This is a genomic window from Micromonospora sp. NPDC005220 (genome assembly GCF_040607895.1).
In the GTDB taxonomy this organism is placed as follows: domain Bacteria; phylum Actinomycetota; class Actinomycetes; order Mycobacteriales; family Micromonosporaceae; genus Micromonospora.
Genome location: NZ_JBEXHP010000119.1, coordinates 1 through 16,131 on the forward strand (window position 1 = coordinate 1; position 16,131 = coordinate 16,131).

Genomic DNA, 16,131 nt, shown 5'->3' on the forward strand with positions numbered 1-16,131 from the left:
GTGGGCCCACCAAAATGGGGTTTATCCGGAGCACACGCCAACCACAAAACATTGAGGGGGGGGGGGGGGGGGGGGGGGGGGGGGGCGGGGCGGGGCGGGGCGGGGCGGGTTAGCGGACTTGCTCTGCTATCAACTCGTCGTCGTCCATGGCTTCGGTCGGGTGGAAGCCCAAAGACGTGTAGAGGGCGGCGGCCTGGGTGTTGTCAGGGTGGTAGGAGAGGCGGACCGGGGGGTTGCCCTCCCGAGTGGACAGCCAGGCGGCAAGGGTCTGCACCGTCGCTCGGCCCACGCCACGACTCTGCTCGGCGGCGTCGATGAGCATCCCGCCGATCCAGTGCGAGCCGTCGTCGTCCACGCCCCACATGACGTGACCGACGACGGTCTCGTCGGCGTACACCGCGAGCGAGTTCCACACCTCGGAGCGCATGCTGAGCAGCAGGTAACGCGCGCCCAACGCGGCAACGAACCGGCGCTGGTCGTCGCGCGGGGCGACGTCGGCCACCGCCCGCCAGTTGTCGTCGTCAATCGGGCGCAGGGTGACCGGTCGACCGACCCGGTCCAGATGTCCCCCATTGATCATCCGCCGGATGCTACCCGAGCCGGGGGCTCAGATCTTGGACACTTTCCGTTCGCGCTGAACGGAAAGTGTCCAAGATCTGCGGCTGGCGACCAGCATTCTGGTCGCGTGGCGGAGGAACGGACCGTCAGTCGAGCAGGGCGTCCAGGCCGACGGTGAGACCGGGGCGGTTGCGCACCGCGCGGACGGCCAGCAGCACACCCGGCATGAACGACACCCGGTCGTACGAGTCGTGTCGGATCGTCAACGTCTCACCGGTGCCGCCGAAGAGCACCTCCTGGTGGGCGACCAGACCGGTGGCGCGCACCGCGTGCACGCGTACCCCGTCGATGTCGGCGCCGCGCGCACCCGGCACCTCGTCCTTGGTGGCGTCCGGCACCGGGCCGAGACCGGCCTCGGCCCGGGCCTGGGCGATCTGCCGGGCGGTGTGCGTGGCGGTGCCGCTCGGGGCATCCAGCTTGCGCGGGTGGTGCTGCTCGATGATCTCGACGGACTCGAAGTGTCGGGCGGCGCGCGCCGCGAACTGCATCATCAGCACCGCGCCGATGCCGAAGTTCGGGGCGATGACCACGCCCACCTCGGGCTTCTCGGCCAGCCAGTCGCGCACCTGCTCCAGCCGCTGCTCGGTGAAGCCGGTCGTGCCGACCACCGCGCTGATGCCCTGCTCAATGCACCACTGGAGGTTGTCCATGACGACGTCCGGCGTGGTGAAGTCGACGACCACGTCGACGCCGGAGACGGCAGACCGGCTGTCGCCCTGGTCGATCGAAGCCGCCAGGGTGAGGTCGTCGGCGGCGTCGACCGCCTTGCAGACCTCGATGCCCATCCGGCCGCGCGCACCAAACACGCCGACCCGCAGCGGCTGGGCCGGGGTCTTTCCCTGCTCGTCAGTCACGGGGCACAACCTATCCCAATCGGGACGCGCACCTACGGCCGGACCGGCAGTGACAGCCCCTCAGACCGCGAAGTCGCCAGCGCCGAACGGGCCGACCACCGCCAGCGACATCGGGCGGCTGAGCAGCTCGGCGGCGAGGACGTTCACGTCCTCCACGCTGACCTCGTCGACCCGGCGGAGCAACTCGTCGACAGGCATCAGATCGCCGTAGAGCAGCTCGCCCTTGGCCAACCGGCTCATCCGGGAACCGGTGTCCTCCAGGCCGAGCACGAACGAGCCCTTGCTCATCCCCTTGCCCCGGGCCACCTCGGCCTCGGTCAACCCGTCGGCGGCCACCCGGGCCAGCTCGGCACGGGTCAGGGCCAGCACCTCGTCCACCTTGCCCGGGGCGCAGCCGGCGTAGACGGCGAACAGGCCGGTGTCGGCGTACTGGCTGGCGTAGGAGTAGACCGAGTACGCGAGGCCGCGCTGCTCGCGGATCTCCTGGAACAGGCGGCTGGACATGCCGCCGCCGAGCACGTTGTTGAGCACCCCGAGGGCGAACCGCCGGTCGTCGAGCCGGTCGATGCCGGGGCAGCCGAGGATGACGTGAGCCTGCTCGGTCTCCTTCGGCTCCACCAGTGTGGTCGCCGGCTTGGTGCGTACCGCCGGGGTCGCCGCGCGGTGCGGCGCCGGGCTGGCCGGGTCGCTGTCCAGCGGGGTGCCGCGCACGGCCTGACGGACCAGCTTGACCACCGCGGCGTGGTCCAGGTTGCCGGCGGCGGCGATGACGATCTGCGGCGCGGTGTAGCGACCCCGGTAGAAACTCTGGATCTGCCGGCGGGTCATCGGAGTGACGGTCTCCGCGGTGCCGGAGATCAGCCGACCCAGCGGGTGATCGCCGTAGACGGCCTGGACGAAGAGGTCGTGCACCTCGTCACCCGGCTCGTCGTCGTGCATGGCGATCTCTTCCAGGATCACGCCACGCTCGGTCTCGACGTCGGCCGGCTCCAACAGCGAGTCGGCGACCAGGTCGCACATCACGTCGATCGCCAGCGGCAGGTCCTCGTCCAGCACCCGGGCGTAGTAGCAGGTGTATTCCTTCGTGGTGAAGGCGTTCGTCTCACCACCCACCGCCTCGATCTGCGAGGAGATCTCCAGTGCGGTGCGCTTGTGGGTGCCCTTGAAGAGCAGGTGCTCGAGGAAGTGCGCGGCACCGGCCTGCGGGCCGGTCTCGTCGCGCGAGCCGACCGCCACCCAGATGCCGAACGAGACGCTGCGCATCGCCGGAATCGCCTCGGTGAGGACGCGCAGGCCGCTGGGCAGCACGGTACGTCGTACCGTGCCGCCCAGCGGGTCGTCGCTGAGTGTCCGGGTCACCGCGCGGGCGGTGCCGCCGGAGCGGCCCGCCCCGGTGTCCCTAGACGGGGCCACCCCCCGTCGATCCGGTGGAAACGGCGCGCTGATGGCCCGACTCACGACTTGCTCCCGGTTCGACGAGGGGTGGGTGATGCTGGGTACGACGGTCAGCTGTGCCGGGTCCGACGACGCGGACGCTCGCCGCCCTCGCCACCCTCGCCGCCGCCGCCGTTGCCGCCCTCGCCGCCGCGCTCCGGGCCACGCCCGCCACGGTCGCCGCCACGCTCACGGTCGCCGCGGTCACGCGGAGCCCGGTCGCCGCGGTCCCGACCAGCCGGCCGGTCGCCAGCAGCGGCCTCACCGGCGGCCGGAGCCTCGGTGCCCTCCGGGCGGACCTTGTCGAGGTAGATCTTGCCGCGGGCGTCGATGTCCGCGATCTCGACCTCGACCCGGTCACCGACGTTGAGGAAGTCCTCAACCCGGTCGACCCGCTTGCCGTCGCCCACCTTGGAGATGTGCAGCAGACCGTCACGGCCCGGCAGCAGCGAGACGAACGCGCCGAACGCGGCGGTCTTGACCACCGTGCCGAGGAACCGCTCCCCCACCTTCGGCAGGGTCGGGTTGGCGATGCCGTTGATCCGGTCGACGGCCGCCTGGGCCGACGGGCCGTTGGTGGCGCCGACGTAGATCGTGCCGTCGTCCTCGATGGAGATCTCGGCGCCGGTCTCGTCCTGGATCGCGTTGATGGTCTGCCCCTTCGGGCCGATCACCATGCCGATCTTGTCCACCGGGATCTTGACGGTGGTGACCCGCGGCGCGTAGTCGGACATCTCGGCCGGAGCCTCGATGGCCGCATTCATCACGCCGAGGATGATCTGCCGGGCCTCGTTCGCCTGCTGCAACGCGGCGGCCAGCACGTCCGACGGGATGCCGTTGAGCTTGGTGTCGAGCTGGAGCGCGGTGACGAACTCCGGCGTGCCGGCGACCTTGAAGTCCATGTCACCGAACGCGTCCTCGGCACCGAGGATGTCGGTCAGCGTCACGTACTGGGTCTTGCCGTCCACCTCGTCGGAGATGAGCCCCATCGCGATGCCGGCGACCGGCGCCTTCAGCGGAACACCCGCGGAGAGCAGGCCCAGCGTCGAGGCGCAGACCGAACCCATCGAGGTGGAACCGTTGGAGCCGAGCGCCTCCGACACCTGCCGGATGGCGTACGGGAACTCCTCGCGCGACGGCAGCACCGGGATCAGCGCGCGCTCGGCGAGAGCGCCGTGGCCGATCTCGCGACGCTTCGGCGAGCCGACCCGGCCGGTCTCACCGGTCGAGTACGGCGGGAAGTTGTAGTTGTGCATGTAGCGCTTGCGGTTCTCCGGGGACAGCGTGTCCACCATCTGCTCCATGCGGAGCATGTTCAGCGTGGTGACGCCCAGGATCTGGGTCTCGCCCCGCTCGAACAGCGCCGAACCGTGCACCCGGGGCAGCACGCCAACCTCGGCGGTCAGCGACCGGATGTCGCGCGGGCCACGCCCGTCCATGCGGACCTGCTCGCGCAGCACGCGGTTGCGCACCTCGGACTTGGTCAGCGACCGGAAGGCAGCGCTGAGCTCCTTCTCCCGACCCTCGAACCGAGCGCCCAACTCCTCGGCGACCCGGGCCTTGACCCGGTCCAGGGCCTCCTCGCGGTCGGCCTTGCCGGCGATGGTGACCGCCTCGGCGACCTCACCGCGGGCCAGCTCGGCGACGGCGTCGTAGACGTCGTCCTGGTAGTCCAGGAAGACCGGGAACTCGGTGACCGGCTTGGCGGCGACCTCGGCCAGCTCGCTCTGCGCGCGGCACAGCTCACGGATCGCCGGCTTGGCGGCCTCCAGGCCGCTGGCGACGACCTCCTCGGTCGGGGCGGTGGCACCGGCCGAGATGAGGGCGACGGCGTTCGGGGTGGCCTCGGCCTCGACCATCATGATCGCGACGTCGCCGTCTTCCAGCGTGCGGCCGGCCACGACCATGTCGAAGGTGGCGCGAGCCAGCTCCTCCAGGGTCGGGAAGGCCACCCACTGGCCGTCGATGTGGGCGACGCGGGTCGCCCCGATCGGGCCGGAGAACGGCAGGCCGGACAGCTTGGTCGACATCGAGGCGGCGTTGATCGCCACGACGTCGTACGGGTGCTGCGGGTCGAGCGCCAGGATGGTCTCGACGACCTGGACCTCGTTGCGCAGGCCCTTGACGAAGGACGGGCGCAGCGGCCGGTCGATCAGCCGGCAGGTGAGGATCGCGTCCTCGCTGGGCCGGCCCTCACGGCGGAAGAACGAGCCGGGGATGCGGCCCGCGGCGTACATCCGCTCCTCGACGTCGACGGTCAGCGGGAAGAAGTCGAACTGCTCCTTCGGGTGCTTACCGGCGGTCGTGGCGGAGAGAACCACCGTCTCGCCCAGCTGGGCGATGACGGAACCGGCGGCCTGGCGAGCCAGCCGACCGGTGGAGAAGGTGATCTCACGGGTGCCGAAGGACCCGTTGTCGATCACGGCGGTGCGGGATTCGGTGCCGAGTTTGGTCTCGGTCATGTGCTGTCGTGCTCCTTCGCGTCGTGGGCCCACGACATCGGGGAGCTGCTCAGCCGGCCGGTCTTCGATCGAAGCGCCCGGGTGGCCGGCAAGATGCCGGGTTCCCGGGGGCCACTACCGGAGACCGGTACGCTGACCGGCTCCCTCTCGGGTGGTCGCGCGGCCCGTGTTTCCTCAGGTGGGACGCGGTACGGGGGAGCGGCCGTCCGGCCACTCCCCCGTCACGTCACCGGCGCAGACCGAGCCGCTCGATGAGCGACCGGTAGCGAGCAATGTCCTTCTTCTGGACGTAGTTGAGCAACCGACGGCGCCGGCCGACCAGCAGCAGCAGCCCACGGCGGCTGTGGTGGTCGTGCTTGTGCACCTTCAGGTGCTCGGTCAGCTCCGCGATCCGCTTGGTGAGGACCGCGACCTGGACCTCCGGCGAACCGGTGTCGCCCTCGGCGGTCGCGTACTCCGCGCGGATGCTGGCCTTGGCTTCCTGATCGAGCGCCATGTTCTCCCTGTTTCGGTGGGTTGATCAAGTGGGTGTCCGTCGTCCCGGTGGACCGGGAACGGACCGGTACCTCGCACCCGCGGCGTCGAGCAGGCACGCGAGGCCCCACGCCGGTCACCCGACGTCCCGGCAAGACTACCAGCACTCGCCGGTAACACCCGGCGAAGGGCCTTGATGGCGCCCTGTCACCCCGTGACGATCAGGCCAGAGCGCGCCGGGTGCGCTCGACGTCCTGATTCATCTGGGCGATCAGCGGCTCGATCGAGTCGTACCGGATCTGACCGCGCAGGTGCGCCACGAAGTCCAGGGCCAGCCGCTCGCCGTACAGGTCGCCGGAGAAGTCCAGCGCGTACGCCTCCACCCGCCGTTCCCGGCCGGAGAAGGTCGGGTTGGTGCCCACGGAGACCGCCGCCAGCAGCGGCTCACGCTGGCCGCGGCGGATCAGCCGGGCCGCGTACACCCCGTCGGCGGGCACCGCCGCGTACCGGTGGCAGAGCAGGTTGGCGGTGGGGAAGCCCAGCTCCCGGCCCCGCTGGTCGCCGCGGACCACGACGCCCTCCAGCCGGTGCGGGCGGCCCAGCGCGGCGGCCGCCGCGCCCACGTCGCCCGCGTCGACGCAGGACCGGATGTACGTGGAGGAGAAGACGGTGCCGTCCTCGGCGACCAGGGGTGCGCCCTCCACGCCGAAGCCAAACGTCTGGCCCAGCCGTTCCAGCAACGCCACGTCGCCGGCCGCCCGGTGCCCGAACCGGAAGTTGCCGCCGACCACCACCAACGCCGCGTGCAGGTGCTCGACCAGGACGTCGTGCACGAACTGTTCGGCCGGCAACCGGGAGAACTCCGGGGTGAACGGCACCACGCAGAGCACGTCCACACCGAGGGCCTCGATCAGCTCGGCCTTACGGGCCGGTTCGGTGAGCACCGCCGGGTGCGAGCCGGGGCGGACCACCTCCGCCGGGTGCGGGTCGAAGGTGACCACCACCGACTGCACGCCCAACTCGCGGGCCCGGGCCACCGCGTGCCCGATCGTCGCCTGGTGCCCCTTGTGCACGCCGTCGAAGACGCCGATGGTGACCACCGAGCGCCCCCACCCGCCGGGCGCCGCGTCGTAGCCCCGCCACCGCTGCATGCCGTTCCTCTCTGCTGTCCCGCCGGCCGGCGGGTCGACACCGCCGGCTGCGGGCCGGCGCACCTGCGCCCCGCTGTCAGGCCGGGGCGAGCACGATCTCGGCCCGGGCCCGCCCGTCCCGCTCGCTGACGATAGCGATCAGGCCGCCGGCCGGCCCGAAGACGGCGTACGGCCCGGTGAGGCCGGCCGGGTCCAGTGGGCCGCCGTGGGCGAGCACCCGGGCCTCGTCGGGCGTGGCCTCCCGGCGCGCGAAGAACCGGTCCGCCGCCGCGTCCAGTGGCAGGTTCACCACGTCCGGGGCGCGCTGCTCCAACTCGTCGAGGGTCGCCGCCTCGGCGAGGGTGAAGCCACCCACCGCGGTGCGCCGCAGCGCCGTGAGGTGCCCGCCGACGCCGAGCGCCAGGCCGGCGTCCCGGGCGATGGCCCGGATGTACGTGCCGGAGGAGCAGGTCACGTCGACGTCCACGTCCACCACGTCCGGCTCGGTGCGGCGGATCGCCAGCACCGCCAACCGGGAGATGGTGACCCGCCGCGCCGGCAGCTCGACGCTCTCCCCGTCGCGGACCCGCTTGTACGCCCGCTGCCCGTCGATCTTGATGGCGCTGACCGCGCTCGGCACCTGGTCGACCTCGCCGCTCAGCCCGGCCAGCGCGGACCGGATCGCGTCGTCGGTGACCTGGCCGGCCGGCACGGTGGCGATCACGTCGCCCTCGGCGTCGTCGGTGACGGTGGTCTGGCCGAGCCGGATGGTGCCGGTGTAGCTCTTGCCCGCGCCGATCACGTAGGTCAGCAGCCGGGTGGCCCGACCGACACCGATCACCAGCACGCCGGTCGCCATCGGGTCGAGGGTGCCGCCGTGCCCGACCCGTCGGGTCTTCGCCAACCGGCGGATCCGCGCCACCACGTCGTGCGACGTCATGCCGCCGGGCTTGTCGACCACGATCAGACCATCGGTGCTCACGTCGGCCAAGCCTGCCAGACGGCTCGTACTCCGGAATGCCTGGGCACGCCCGGCGTGACCCGAGCCTCCGCACTCGTTCGTCGGGACGAGGCGTGCGTTCGGCGGTTCGTCGAGCGGGGGGCAGCCGACCGACCCTCGCGGATGCAAAGATCATCGGCCGGCTAGCCTCCGCCTCGAGATCAGGACCGCCGATGACCTCCGACCGACCTCCAGGCCACGAGCACCGCGCTCGGGTCGACAACCCACCATCACCACCGCCCGCCGCGGTCGCGGAGGTCAACCCGGTACAGCTACCGGACTGGATGCGGTCATCGCCCACCGAGCACCAACCCCGCGGGTGGGACCGCGTCCGCTTCTTCTCGGCCCGGCACAACGGCGCGCTGCTGCTCGGCCTCGGGCTGGTGCTGGCGCTGCTGATGGTCGCCGGCGGCGTGGTGCTGGTCGGCCGGGTCGCCGATGGTGTCAGCGCGTCCCCCTCGGCGAGTCCCACCGCGAGCCCCACCCCACCGGTCAGCAGGGTCGGCGAGCCACGGGACCTGTTCGCCGGGTCGCCGGCGGCCTCCTTCGCGCCGGGTGAGGAAGCCGTGCGCATGCCGGCGGCCAAGGGCACCGGGCCGTTCACCGCGGCCGAGGTACGGACCGCGCTGGAGTCGGTGCGCAAGGCACTGATCGAGAGCCGGCTCGACATCTCGATGTTCATGGGGGACCCGGAGCCGTTCCTGGCGCTGCTCGCCCCGGACGCCCGCGACCAACTCCGGCCGGACTTCTCCAACAACAGTTTCCTGCGGTACGCCACCCGGATGGCGTCGCCGTCGGACTGGGAGCCCGGCGTCCGAGCCGACGGCCGGATCACCTACCGGGCCACCGAGGAGAAGGGGATCCGGCTGTTGGAGGTGTCCACGGAGTTCGTGTGGGCGTACCCGTTCGACGTGGACCTGCGGGCACCCGCCGGAGCCGGCTTGGTGGCGGTCCGCGACCGGGTGGTCTGGCAGGTGCCGCACCCGGACGACGTGCAGGCACCCTCCAAGGGCCTGTGGATCGGCTCGGCGGAGGCCATCACCTGGAACGCGGACTGCGCTCAACTGCGGGACGGCTGGGTCCGGGAGCAGTACTGGCTGGCTGACCTGCACGGGAAGCGGATACCCGCGGGCGACCCGGGCACGATCTTCGACCTCGACGTGCCCGCGCCGACCACCATGCGCTGCTGACAGTCTGGCCCGGCGACCCGGTCAGCGGACCGCGCCGGTCACCGCCCAGCTGCCGTTGCGCAGTCGCAGCAGCAGGGCGACCAGCCGGATCACCACGAACAGGGTGAGCCCGGCCCAGATGCCGCCCAGCCCGAGATCGAGCGCGTACGCCAGCCAGATGGCCGGAAGGAAGCCGCCGAGTGCCGCCACGATGGTGAGATTGCGCAGGTAACGCACGTCACCGGCACCGATCAGCACGCCGTCGAGGGCGAACACCACCCCGGCCAGCGGCAGCATGACGACGAACCACGGCCAGGCCAGCATGGCCTGCTCGCGTACCCCTTGATCGGAGCTGAACCACGATGGCACGACGCCGGCGCCGGCGGCGATGACCAGCGCGAACGCGACGCCGCAGACGCCGCCGAGCAGCCCGATCCGGCGGGCGAGCGCCCGCGCACCCGTGTCGTCGCCGGCGCCGAGCGCGGCACCGACCAGGGACTGCGCGGCGATGGCGAGGGCGTCGAGCACCAGCGCGGTGAAGAACCAGAGTTGCAGGGCGATCTGGTGGGCGCCGACGGCGGCGGCGCCGAAGCGGGCGGCGACGGCGGTGGCGGACAGGAAGCTGGCCTGGAACGCCAACCCACGGATCAGCAGGTCCCGGCTGAGCACCAGTTGCTGGCGGATCACCCGGGGCTGGGGCCGCAGCGACACCCGCTCACCGACCAGGGCGGCGGCGAAGAGCACCCCGCAGAGCGTCTGCGCGACGACGTTCGCCACCGCCGAGCCGGCCAGCCCCAGCCCGCCGGGGTAGACCAGCAGCGGGCAGAGCAGGGCGGAGAGCAGGTTGGGGCCGAGCACGAAGAACAGCGGGCGGCGAGTGTCCTGCACGCCGCGCAGCCAGCCGTTGCCGGCGGCGGCGAGCAGCAGCCCGGGGGCGCCAAGGGCCGCGATCCGCAGCCACTGCGCGGCGGCGTCGGCCACCTCGCCACCACCACCGGCGAGGGTACGGGCGAGCGCGCCGCCGCCGACCTGCATGGCGATCGCGATCAGCAGGCCGACACCGAGCGCCAACCAGGACGACTGGATGCCCTCGGCGACTGCGGCTGCACGGTCACCCGCGCCGAAGCGGCGGGCCGCCCGCCCGGTGGTGCCGTAGGCGACCACGGTGCCCACCCAGGCGGTGAGCGTCATGACCGTGCCACCGACGGCGAGCGCGGCGAGCGGCACCCGGCCGAGGTGACCGACCACGGCGGTGTCGACCAGCACGTAGAGCGGCTCGGCGGCGAGCACCACGAGGGCCGGCAGGGCGAGGCTGGCGATCCGGCGCGGCGAGGCGGCTCGGTGGATGGTGGCGGCGGTCTGGCTCATCGCCGCCGATCCTGGCACGAGCGCGGTAAGGATCGCAATCCTACCGACTGCTTACTCGGTCGGGCAGTCGGGCTCGGCTGCGCCGGCCGGGGCGACGGCCTCCGGTCAGAGGCTGTGGAGCTGATGTCGTAGACGAATCACGTCGCGATGTCGCAAACGATTCAGCTCCAGAGGCGCGCGTTGAAGCGTTCGCCTCCTCCGACCGCGTCGATCCGAGGGATCACCGCCGGACGGGTCGGATCACTGACGGGTGTCCATCGACGTCTGCAGCGCGCGGCGGGCCTGCTCGCGGGCGTCGTCGGTGGTGGTCTCGGGCTTGGGCTTGTTCGGCATGGTGACGCTCCTCGTCCAGGGCGCGAGCCGCCGACACGCGGCGACCCTCACGGGCGGTCGTGCTGAGCGCCCACGGCGGTCCGGGGTTACCGGAGCAGCCGACTGGGCAGCGTGAGCCCGGGTCGATCCGACCCTGGAGGGAGGCGGCACGGGGTGTGGCACCACCGCCCATGACCTGCACCGTCAGGCGGTGCCGGCCTTCTCCCAAGTTATCGTTCAGGTCCACATACTGCTTACGGTTCCCGCCATCTGGACACTCGACAACCCGGCTCAGCGGGCCAGGAAGTGCCAGCCCAACCACCACCAGAACCCGAACAGACCGATCCGGCCCACCGGCACCGAACCGACCTCGTAGCGCATCACGTATGCGCAGACCTCACCCAGGGTGGGGATCCGGGACCCCTCCCGCCGGGCCATCCACTCGACCACCGCGAAGAGGACCAACGCGCTGAGGAAGCCACCGATCGCGAGCGCGCGCATCATCGCCGCACCAGCCCCCAGAAGGCGGCCAACCAGGCGAACCAGGCCGCCGACCGGGTCAGGTGATCCTCCAGCAGCGGGTCGGCCAACCGGGAGAAGGTGGGGAAGTCATCACCGGCGGCCAGCACGAAGGTCACCCCCTCGAAGACCCCGAAGACCACCACCGGCACCGCCCACCAGGCCGCCCCCGTGCCCAGCCGGCGCGGTGCCGGCCGGCGCGGCACCCGGTTGCTCAGACCGAGCCAGATCAGCACCCCACCCGTGCCGAGGGTGAACAGATTCGCCTCGGTGGAGAAGGACGCGAACCGGCCACCGACGAGCGACAGGCAGACGAGGACGGGAACGGAGACGGCGGGCCGGTCCCAGGCGCGGGGGGCCTCCACGGTGAGGTCGTGCGGCTGCTCCATCCCGCGATTCTTCCCGGTATCACGGAGCGCGGGAAGACCAACACTCCCCGGAGCTGACCCTGATCTTCGGGCCGCCGAGCGATCGCGGACGAAGGGCGACGTCAGCCGATCAGCGCGGCGTCCAGCTGACCGCGGATCGACTCGACCACCTGCTCCACGGTGCCCCGGCCGGTGAACCCGGCCGCGAACGTGTGCCCACCACCGCCCAGCGCGACCGCGACCCGGCTGACGTCCACCGCGCCCTTGCTGCGCATCGACACCGCCCACTCGGCGGGCCTGGTCTGCTTCACCACACAGCTCACATCGGCCTCGGCGGTGCACCGCACCGAGTCGATCAACGCCTCCAGCACGTACGGCCGCTGGTCGTGCCGGGCCAGGTCGTCCAGCGTGGCGAACGTCCAGACCAGCCCTCGACCGTCGGCGGCGGCCGGCTCCAGCTGAGCCCGGCCGAGCACCTCACCGAAGAGACGGACCGCGCCGAAGGGCCGGGTGTCGAAGACCCGCCGGGAGATGTCACCGGGCGAGATGCCGGTCGCCAGCAACCGGGCGGCCAGCTCATGCACCGCCGGGGTGGTCGCCGCGAACCGGAACGACCCGGTATCCGTGGTCAGCGCCACGTAGAGGCACTCGGCGATGGCCGGATCCACCACCACGCCGAGCCGCGACAGCAGCTGTTCGGCCACCACCGACGTGGCCGCCGCGCCCGGGTCGACCAGGTTGACCGTGCCGAAACCGGGGTTCGAGGCGTGGTGGTCGAGCACCAGCGCCGCACCCGCCGACGACAACCGCCCGGCCAACTCGCCGAGGCGCGACTCGCTGGCCGCGTCGAAGCAGATCACCAGATCGGGTGCCGAATCAGCGGCGTCCGATGGGACCAGCAGGTCCAGCCCGGGCAGCCCACGGAACGGCTCCGGCACCTCCGGCGGCCCTGGAAAGGTCGCCTGCACGTCGCGTACGCCGAGCTGCCGCAGGCCCAGACCGAAGCCGAGCATGCTGCCCAGCGCGTCGCCGTCCGGGTTGACGTGGCAGATCAGCAGCGTCCGGCCGGTCGGCGGGACGGCCCGCACCAACGCCTCGGCCGCGGCCCAGTCCGCCTCGACGGGACCGAGCCCGGCCGCCGCCGCGAGCGGGGCGCTGGCGGTGCTCGTCACCGCGTTTCCCCACCCCGCGGGGTCTCCTTGACGTCGGTGGCCTGGTCGGCCTCCTCCGCCTCGTCATCCACCCGGTACGGCTGGGCCTCGCCCGCGTACTTCGCCTGGGCGGCGAGCCGCTGCACCTCGGCGTCCGCGTTGCGGGCGGCGGCGAGCAGGTCGTCGATGTGCTTGACCTGGTCCTGCACGTCGTCGAGGACGAACGTGAGAGTCGGCGAGTGGCGCAGCCCGAGCGCCTTGCCGACCGTGCTGCGCAGCAGCCCCTTGGCGCTCTCCAGCGCCGCCGCGGTGTCCGCCTGGGCCACCGAGTCACCGAGCACCGTGTAGAAGACCGTCGCGTCACGCAGGTCAGCGGTAATCCGGGCGTCGGTGATCGTGATCATCCCGAGCCGCGGGTCCTTGATCTGGCTCCGCACCACCGACGCGACCAGCTCACGCACCCGTTCCGCGTGCCGGCGTACCTTGGCCGGATCAGACATCTCGCCACCTCCACGGCGTCCTGCTCCCGGTCGACCCGGCGGCCCGGAGGCCGCCGGCCGACCGGCCAACATCTCGAACACTACCTTCGCGGCTGCTCCGGTCGCCCGGCACAGCCAGCACGATGGTCAGTCGTCGTCCACGCCGTAGAGCCGGCGTCGCACCGACAACAACTCGACCTCGGGGCGACCGGCCACCAGGCGCTCACAGGAGTCGAGCACCTCGCGGACGTGCGCCGTCTCGGCGGCCACCACGGCCACCGCCAGCTGCGCTCGACCATGCAGGTCGAGCGCACCCACCTCGGCGGCCGAGACCTCGAAGCGGCGCAACGCCGCCACGATCGGCCGTACATATGATCTCTTGGCTTTGAGCGACCGGGAGTCGCCCGGCAGCAGCAGGTCGAAGACCGCGGTTCCGGTGAACATCGCCCCGGACGATACCGCCAACCCGCCCCGCATGATCAAGGGGTTTACGCCGAGTGGCGTAAACCCCTTGATCAGCGTGTCACTGCCGGATCAGGCGCGAACCTTCTCCCGCATCTCGAAGGTCTCGATGACGTCGCCGACCTGGACGTTGTTGTAACCACCCAGAGTCAGACCGCACTCGAAGCCCTCGCGGACCTCGGTGGCGTCGTCCTTGAACCGCTTGAGCGAGGTGATCGTGAGGTTGTCCGCCACGACCGCCCCGTCCCGAAGCAGGCGAGCCTTCGCGTTGCGTCGGATGATGCCCGACCGGACGATGCAACCGGAGATGTTGCCGATCTTGGACGAGCGGAAGACGTCGCGGATCTCCGCGCTGCCCAGCTCGGCCTCCTCGTACTCCGGCTTGAGCAGGCCCTTGAGCGCTGCCTCGATCTCCTCGATGGCCTGGTAGATGACGGTGTAGTACCGGATCTCCACGCCCTCGCGGTCGGCCATCTCACGGACCTTGTTCGAGGCCCGCACGTTGAAGCCGATGATCGTGACCGGCTCGGACGAGGCGCTCGCGAGCATGACGTTGCTCTCGGTGATCGCGCCGACGCCCCGGTCGAGGACCTTGAGCTGGACCTCCTCGGGGATGTCGAGGTTGAACAGCGCGTCCTCCAGGGCCTCCACCGAACCGGAGACATCGCCCTTGAGGATGAGGTTGAGCGAGGTCTTCTCGCCCTCCTTGAGCTGCTCCATGAGCGTCTCGAGGGTGGCCCGACCACGGGAGTTGGCGAAGGACGCCGCCCGCCGCCGTGCCTGTCGCTGCTCGGCGATCTGCCGCACCGTGCGGTCGTCCGCCGCGGCGAGGAACGTGTCTCCCGCACCGGGCGGCGCGGTCAGACCCAGCACCATGACCGGACGCGCCGGCCCAGCCTCGGTGAGCTGGTTGCCGTTCTCGTCGAGCATGGCCCGGACCCGGCCGTGCGCCCCACCGGCGACGATCGAGTCGCCCGCCCGCAGGGTGCCCTTCTGCACCAGCACCGTCGCCACCGCGCCGCGGCCCTTGTCCAGGTGCGCCTCGATGGCCACACCCTGCGCCGGCCCGTCGATCGGAGCGGTCAGCTCCAGCGACGCGTCGGCGGTCAGCAGGACGGCCTCGAGCAGTTCCTCGATGCCGATGCCCGGCTTGGCTGCCACGTTGACGAACATGGTCTCGCCGCCGTACTCCTCGGCGACCAGGCCGTACTCGGTCAGCTGCTGGCGGACCTTGTCCGGGTTGGCGTCCGGCTTGTCGACCTTGTTGACCGCGACCACGATCGGCACGTCGGCCGCCTTGGCGTGGTTCAACGCCTCGATCGTCTGCGGCATCACACCATCGTCGGCCGCGACGACCAGGATCACGATGTCCGTGACCTGGGCACCACGAGCACGCATGGCGGTGAACGCCTCGTGACCCGGGGTGTCGATGAAGGTGACCGCCCGGTCCTCGCCCTCGTGCGGGACGTGCACCTGGTAGGCACCGATGTGCTGGGTGATGCCACCCGCCTCACCGGCCACGACGTTCGCCTTACGGATGGCGTCGAGCAGCTTGGTCTTACCGTGGTCGACGTGACCCATGACGGTCACCACCGGCGCACGGCTGACCAGACGCTCCTCGGCCACCTCCGCGTCGAGGTCGATGTTGAACTGCGCGAGCAGCTCGCGGTCCTCGTCCTCCGGGCTGACGATCTGGATGTCGAAGCCCAGGTGCTCACCCAGCAGGTGCAGGGTGTCGTCAGAACAGGACTGGGTCGCGGTCACCATCTCGCCCAGGTTGAACATCTCCTGGACCAGCGAACCCGGGTTGGCGTTGATCTTGTCGGCGAAGTCGGACAGCGAGGCGCCACGGGAGAGCCGGACGATCTGACCCTGACCCCGGGGAGCACCCGAGCTCATGGTCGGAGCCGACAGGTTGTCGAACTCCTGTCTGCGCTGCTTCTTGGACTTGCGACCGCGCGTCGGCCGGCCACCCGGACGCCCGAAGGCACCCGCTGCGCCGCCGCCACGGCCACGACCACCGGCACCCGGACGACCGCCACCACCGGCCGGACCACCCGGACGGAAACCGCCACCGGGAGCACCCGCACCGCCGCCGGGACCGCCACGGTAGCCACCGCCACCGCCGGCACCCGCGCCGCCACCAGGGCCGCCGCGGTAACCGCCACCGCCACCGGCGCCACCGCCGGGACCGCCACGGAAGCCACCACCGCCGCCACCGCCACCGGGACGGCCTGCGCCGCCACCGGGACGACCGGCGCCACCGGGACCGGGGCGACCGGCAGCCGGACGCTGGCTCGGCATGGACGCCGGGCTGGGCCGCGGCGGCAT

General features: G+C 71.6%; 15 protein-coding genes. 1 reads left to right on the plus strand and 14 read right to left on the minus strand.

The genetic code is table 11. From position 1 onward, the window contains the following. Nucleotides 1–109 precede the first annotated feature (109 nt). From ABZU52_RS27780 to truB, 7 genes are all read right to left on the minus strand, one after another. Nucleotides 110–580, minus strand: a complete 471-nt coding sequence (locus ABZU52_RS27780) for a GNAT family N-acetyltransferase (RefSeq protein ID WP_354973916.1) — start codon at nucleotides 578–580, stop codon at nucleotides 110–112. Nucleotides 581–704: 124 nt separating this feature from the next. After that, nucleotides 705–1,472 (minus strand): 4-hydroxy-tetrahydrodipicolinate reductase, encoded by a 768-nt coding sequence (dapB, locus tag ABZU52_RS27785; protein WP_354973917.1) that lies wholly within the window; start codon nucleotides 1,470–1,472, stop codon nucleotides 705–707. A gap of 60 nt (nucleotides 1,473–1,532) precedes the next feature. Further along, nucleotides 1,533–2,930 carry a pitrilysin family protein gene (locus ABZU52_RS27790; protein WP_354973918.1) on the minus strand — a complete coding sequence of 466 codons (1,398 nt, stop codon included), beginning with the start codon at nucleotides 2,928–2,930 and terminating at the stop codon, nucleotides 1,533–1,535. Between the two features lie 47 nt (nucleotides 2,931–2,977). Further along, a complete protein-coding gene (locus ABZU52_RS27795; RefSeq protein WP_354973919.1) occupies nucleotides 2,978–5,368 on the minus strand; it encodes a polyribonucleotide nucleotidyltransferase in 2,391 nt (796 codons plus the stop codon). Nucleotides 5,369–5,594: 226 nt separating this feature from the next. After that, the gene (gene rpsO, locus ABZU52_RS27800; RefSeq protein ID WP_030337594.1) at nucleotides 5,595–5,864 is read right to left on the minus strand and encodes a 30S ribosomal protein S15; all 270 of its coding nucleotides are present in this window, start codon (nucleotides 5,862–5,864) and stop codon (nucleotides 5,595–5,597) included. 199 nt (nucleotides 5,865–6,063) lie between these two features. Continuing rightward, nucleotides 6,064–6,993 (minus strand): bifunctional riboflavin kinase/FAD synthetase, encoded by a 930-nt coding sequence (locus tag ABZU52_RS27805; RefSeq protein ID WP_354973920.1) that lies wholly within the window; start codon nucleotides 6,991–6,993, stop codon nucleotides 6,064–6,066. 76 nt (nucleotides 6,994–7,069) lie between these two features. Further along, nucleotides 7,070–7,954 (minus strand): tRNA pseudouridine(55) synthase TruB, encoded by an 885-nt coding sequence (truB, locus tag ABZU52_RS27810; protein ID WP_354973921.1) that lies wholly within the window; start codon nucleotides 7,952–7,954, stop codon nucleotides 7,070–7,072. A 191-nt stretch (nucleotides 7,955–8,145) separates the two neighbouring features. Between truB and ABZU52_RS27815 the strand changes: the two genes are divergently transcribed. Next, on the plus strand, nucleotides 8,146–9,162 hold the full coding sequence (locus tag ABZU52_RS27815) for a hypothetical protein (protein WP_354973922.1): 1,017 nt from the start codon (nucleotides 8,146–8,148) through the stop codon (nucleotides 9,160–9,162). A gap of 21 nt (nucleotides 9,163–9,183) precedes the next feature. Here the strand turns inward: ABZU52_RS27815 and ABZU52_RS27820 are convergent, their stop codons facing one another. The 7 genes from ABZU52_RS27820 to infB all read right to left on the minus strand — a co-directional run. Beyond that, nucleotides 9,184–10,509 (minus strand): MATE family efflux transporter, encoded by a 1,326-nt coding sequence (locus ABZU52_RS27820; RefSeq protein WP_354973923.1) that lies wholly within the window; start codon nucleotides 10,507–10,509, stop codon nucleotides 9,184–9,186. A 603-nt stretch (nucleotides 10,510–11,112) separates the two neighbouring features. After that, a complete protein-coding gene (locus ABZU52_RS27825) occupies nucleotides 11,113–11,322 on the minus strand; it encodes a DUF6186 family protein (protein ID WP_354973928.1) in 210 nt (69 codons plus the stop codon). After that, nucleotides 11,322–11,729 (minus strand): hypothetical protein, encoded by a 408-nt coding sequence (locus ABZU52_RS27830; protein WP_354973924.1) that lies wholly within the window; start codon nucleotides 11,727–11,729, stop codon nucleotides 11,322–11,324. Before ABZU52_RS27830 ends, ABZU52_RS27825 begins: the two co-directional genes overlap by 1 nt. A 101-nt stretch (nucleotides 11,730–11,830) precedes the next feature. Continuing rightward, nucleotides 11,831–12,880, minus strand: coding sequence for a bifunctional oligoribonuclease/PAP phosphatase NrnA (locus tag ABZU52_RS27835; protein WP_354973925.1), 1,050 nt, complete (start codon nucleotides 12,878–12,880; stop codon nucleotides 11,831–11,833). Next, nucleotides 12,877–13,359, minus strand: coding sequence for a 30S ribosome-binding factor RbfA (gene rbfA, locus ABZU52_RS27840; RefSeq protein ID WP_354973926.1), 483 nt, complete (start codon nucleotides 13,357–13,359; stop codon nucleotides 12,877–12,879). Before rbfA ends, ABZU52_RS27835 begins: the two co-directional genes overlap by 4 nt. 126 nt (nucleotides 13,360–13,485) lie before the next feature. Further along, nucleotides 13,486–13,782, minus strand: a complete 297-nt coding sequence (locus ABZU52_RS27845; protein ID WP_030489481.1) for a DUF503 domain-containing protein — start codon at nucleotides 13,780–13,782, stop codon at nucleotides 13,486–13,488. Nucleotides 13,783–13,872: 90 nt separating this feature from the next. After that, nucleotides 13,873–16,131, minus strand: a 2,259-nt coding sequence (gene infB, locus ABZU52_RS27850; RefSeq protein ID WP_354973927.1) for a translation initiation factor IF-2, incomplete at its 5' end; no start/stop codon positions are given.

Bases quoted from the DNA above. Each gene is read 5' to 3' on its own strand.
- rbfA (WP_354973926.1), bottom strand. From the start codon at position 13,359: ATGTCTGATCCGGCCAAGGTACGCCGGCACGCGGAACGGGTGCGTGAG.
- ABZU52_RS27805 (WP_354973920.1), bottom strand. From the start codon at position 6,993: ATGCAGCGGTGGCGGGGCTACGACGCGGCGCCCGGCGGGTGGGGGCGC.
- ABZU52_RS27845 (WP_030489481.1), bottom strand. From the start codon at position 13,782: ATGTTCACCGGAACCGCGGTCTTCGACCTGCTGCTGCCGGGCGACTCC.
- ABZU52_RS27815 (WP_354973922.1), top strand. From the start codon at position 8,146: ATGACCTCCGACCGACCTCCAGGCCACGAGCACCGCGCTCGGGTCGAC.
- ABZU52_RS27780 (WP_354973916.1), bottom strand. From the start codon at position 580: ATGATCAATGGGGGACATCTGGACCGGGTCGGTCGACCGGTCACCCTG.
- ABZU52_RS27830 (WP_354973924.1), bottom strand. From the start codon at position 11,729: ATGGAGCAGCCGCACGACCTCACCGTGGAGGCCCCCCGCGCCTGGGAC.
- ABZU52_RS27795 (WP_354973919.1), bottom strand. From the start codon at position 5,368: ATGACCGAGACCAAACTCGGCACCGAATCCCGCACCGCCGTGATCGAC.
- ABZU52_RS27825 (WP_354973928.1), bottom strand. From the start codon at position 11,322: ATGCGCGCGCTCGCGATCGGTGGCTTCCTCAGCGCGTTGGTCCTCTTC.
- rpsO (WP_030337594.1), bottom strand. From the start codon at position 5,864: ATGGCGCTCGATCAGGAAGCCAAGGCCAGCATCCGCGCGGAGTACGCG.
- ABZU52_RS27820 (WP_354973923.1), bottom strand. From the start codon at position 10,509: ATGAGCCAGACCGCCGCCACCATCCACCGAGCCGCCTCGCCGCGCCGG.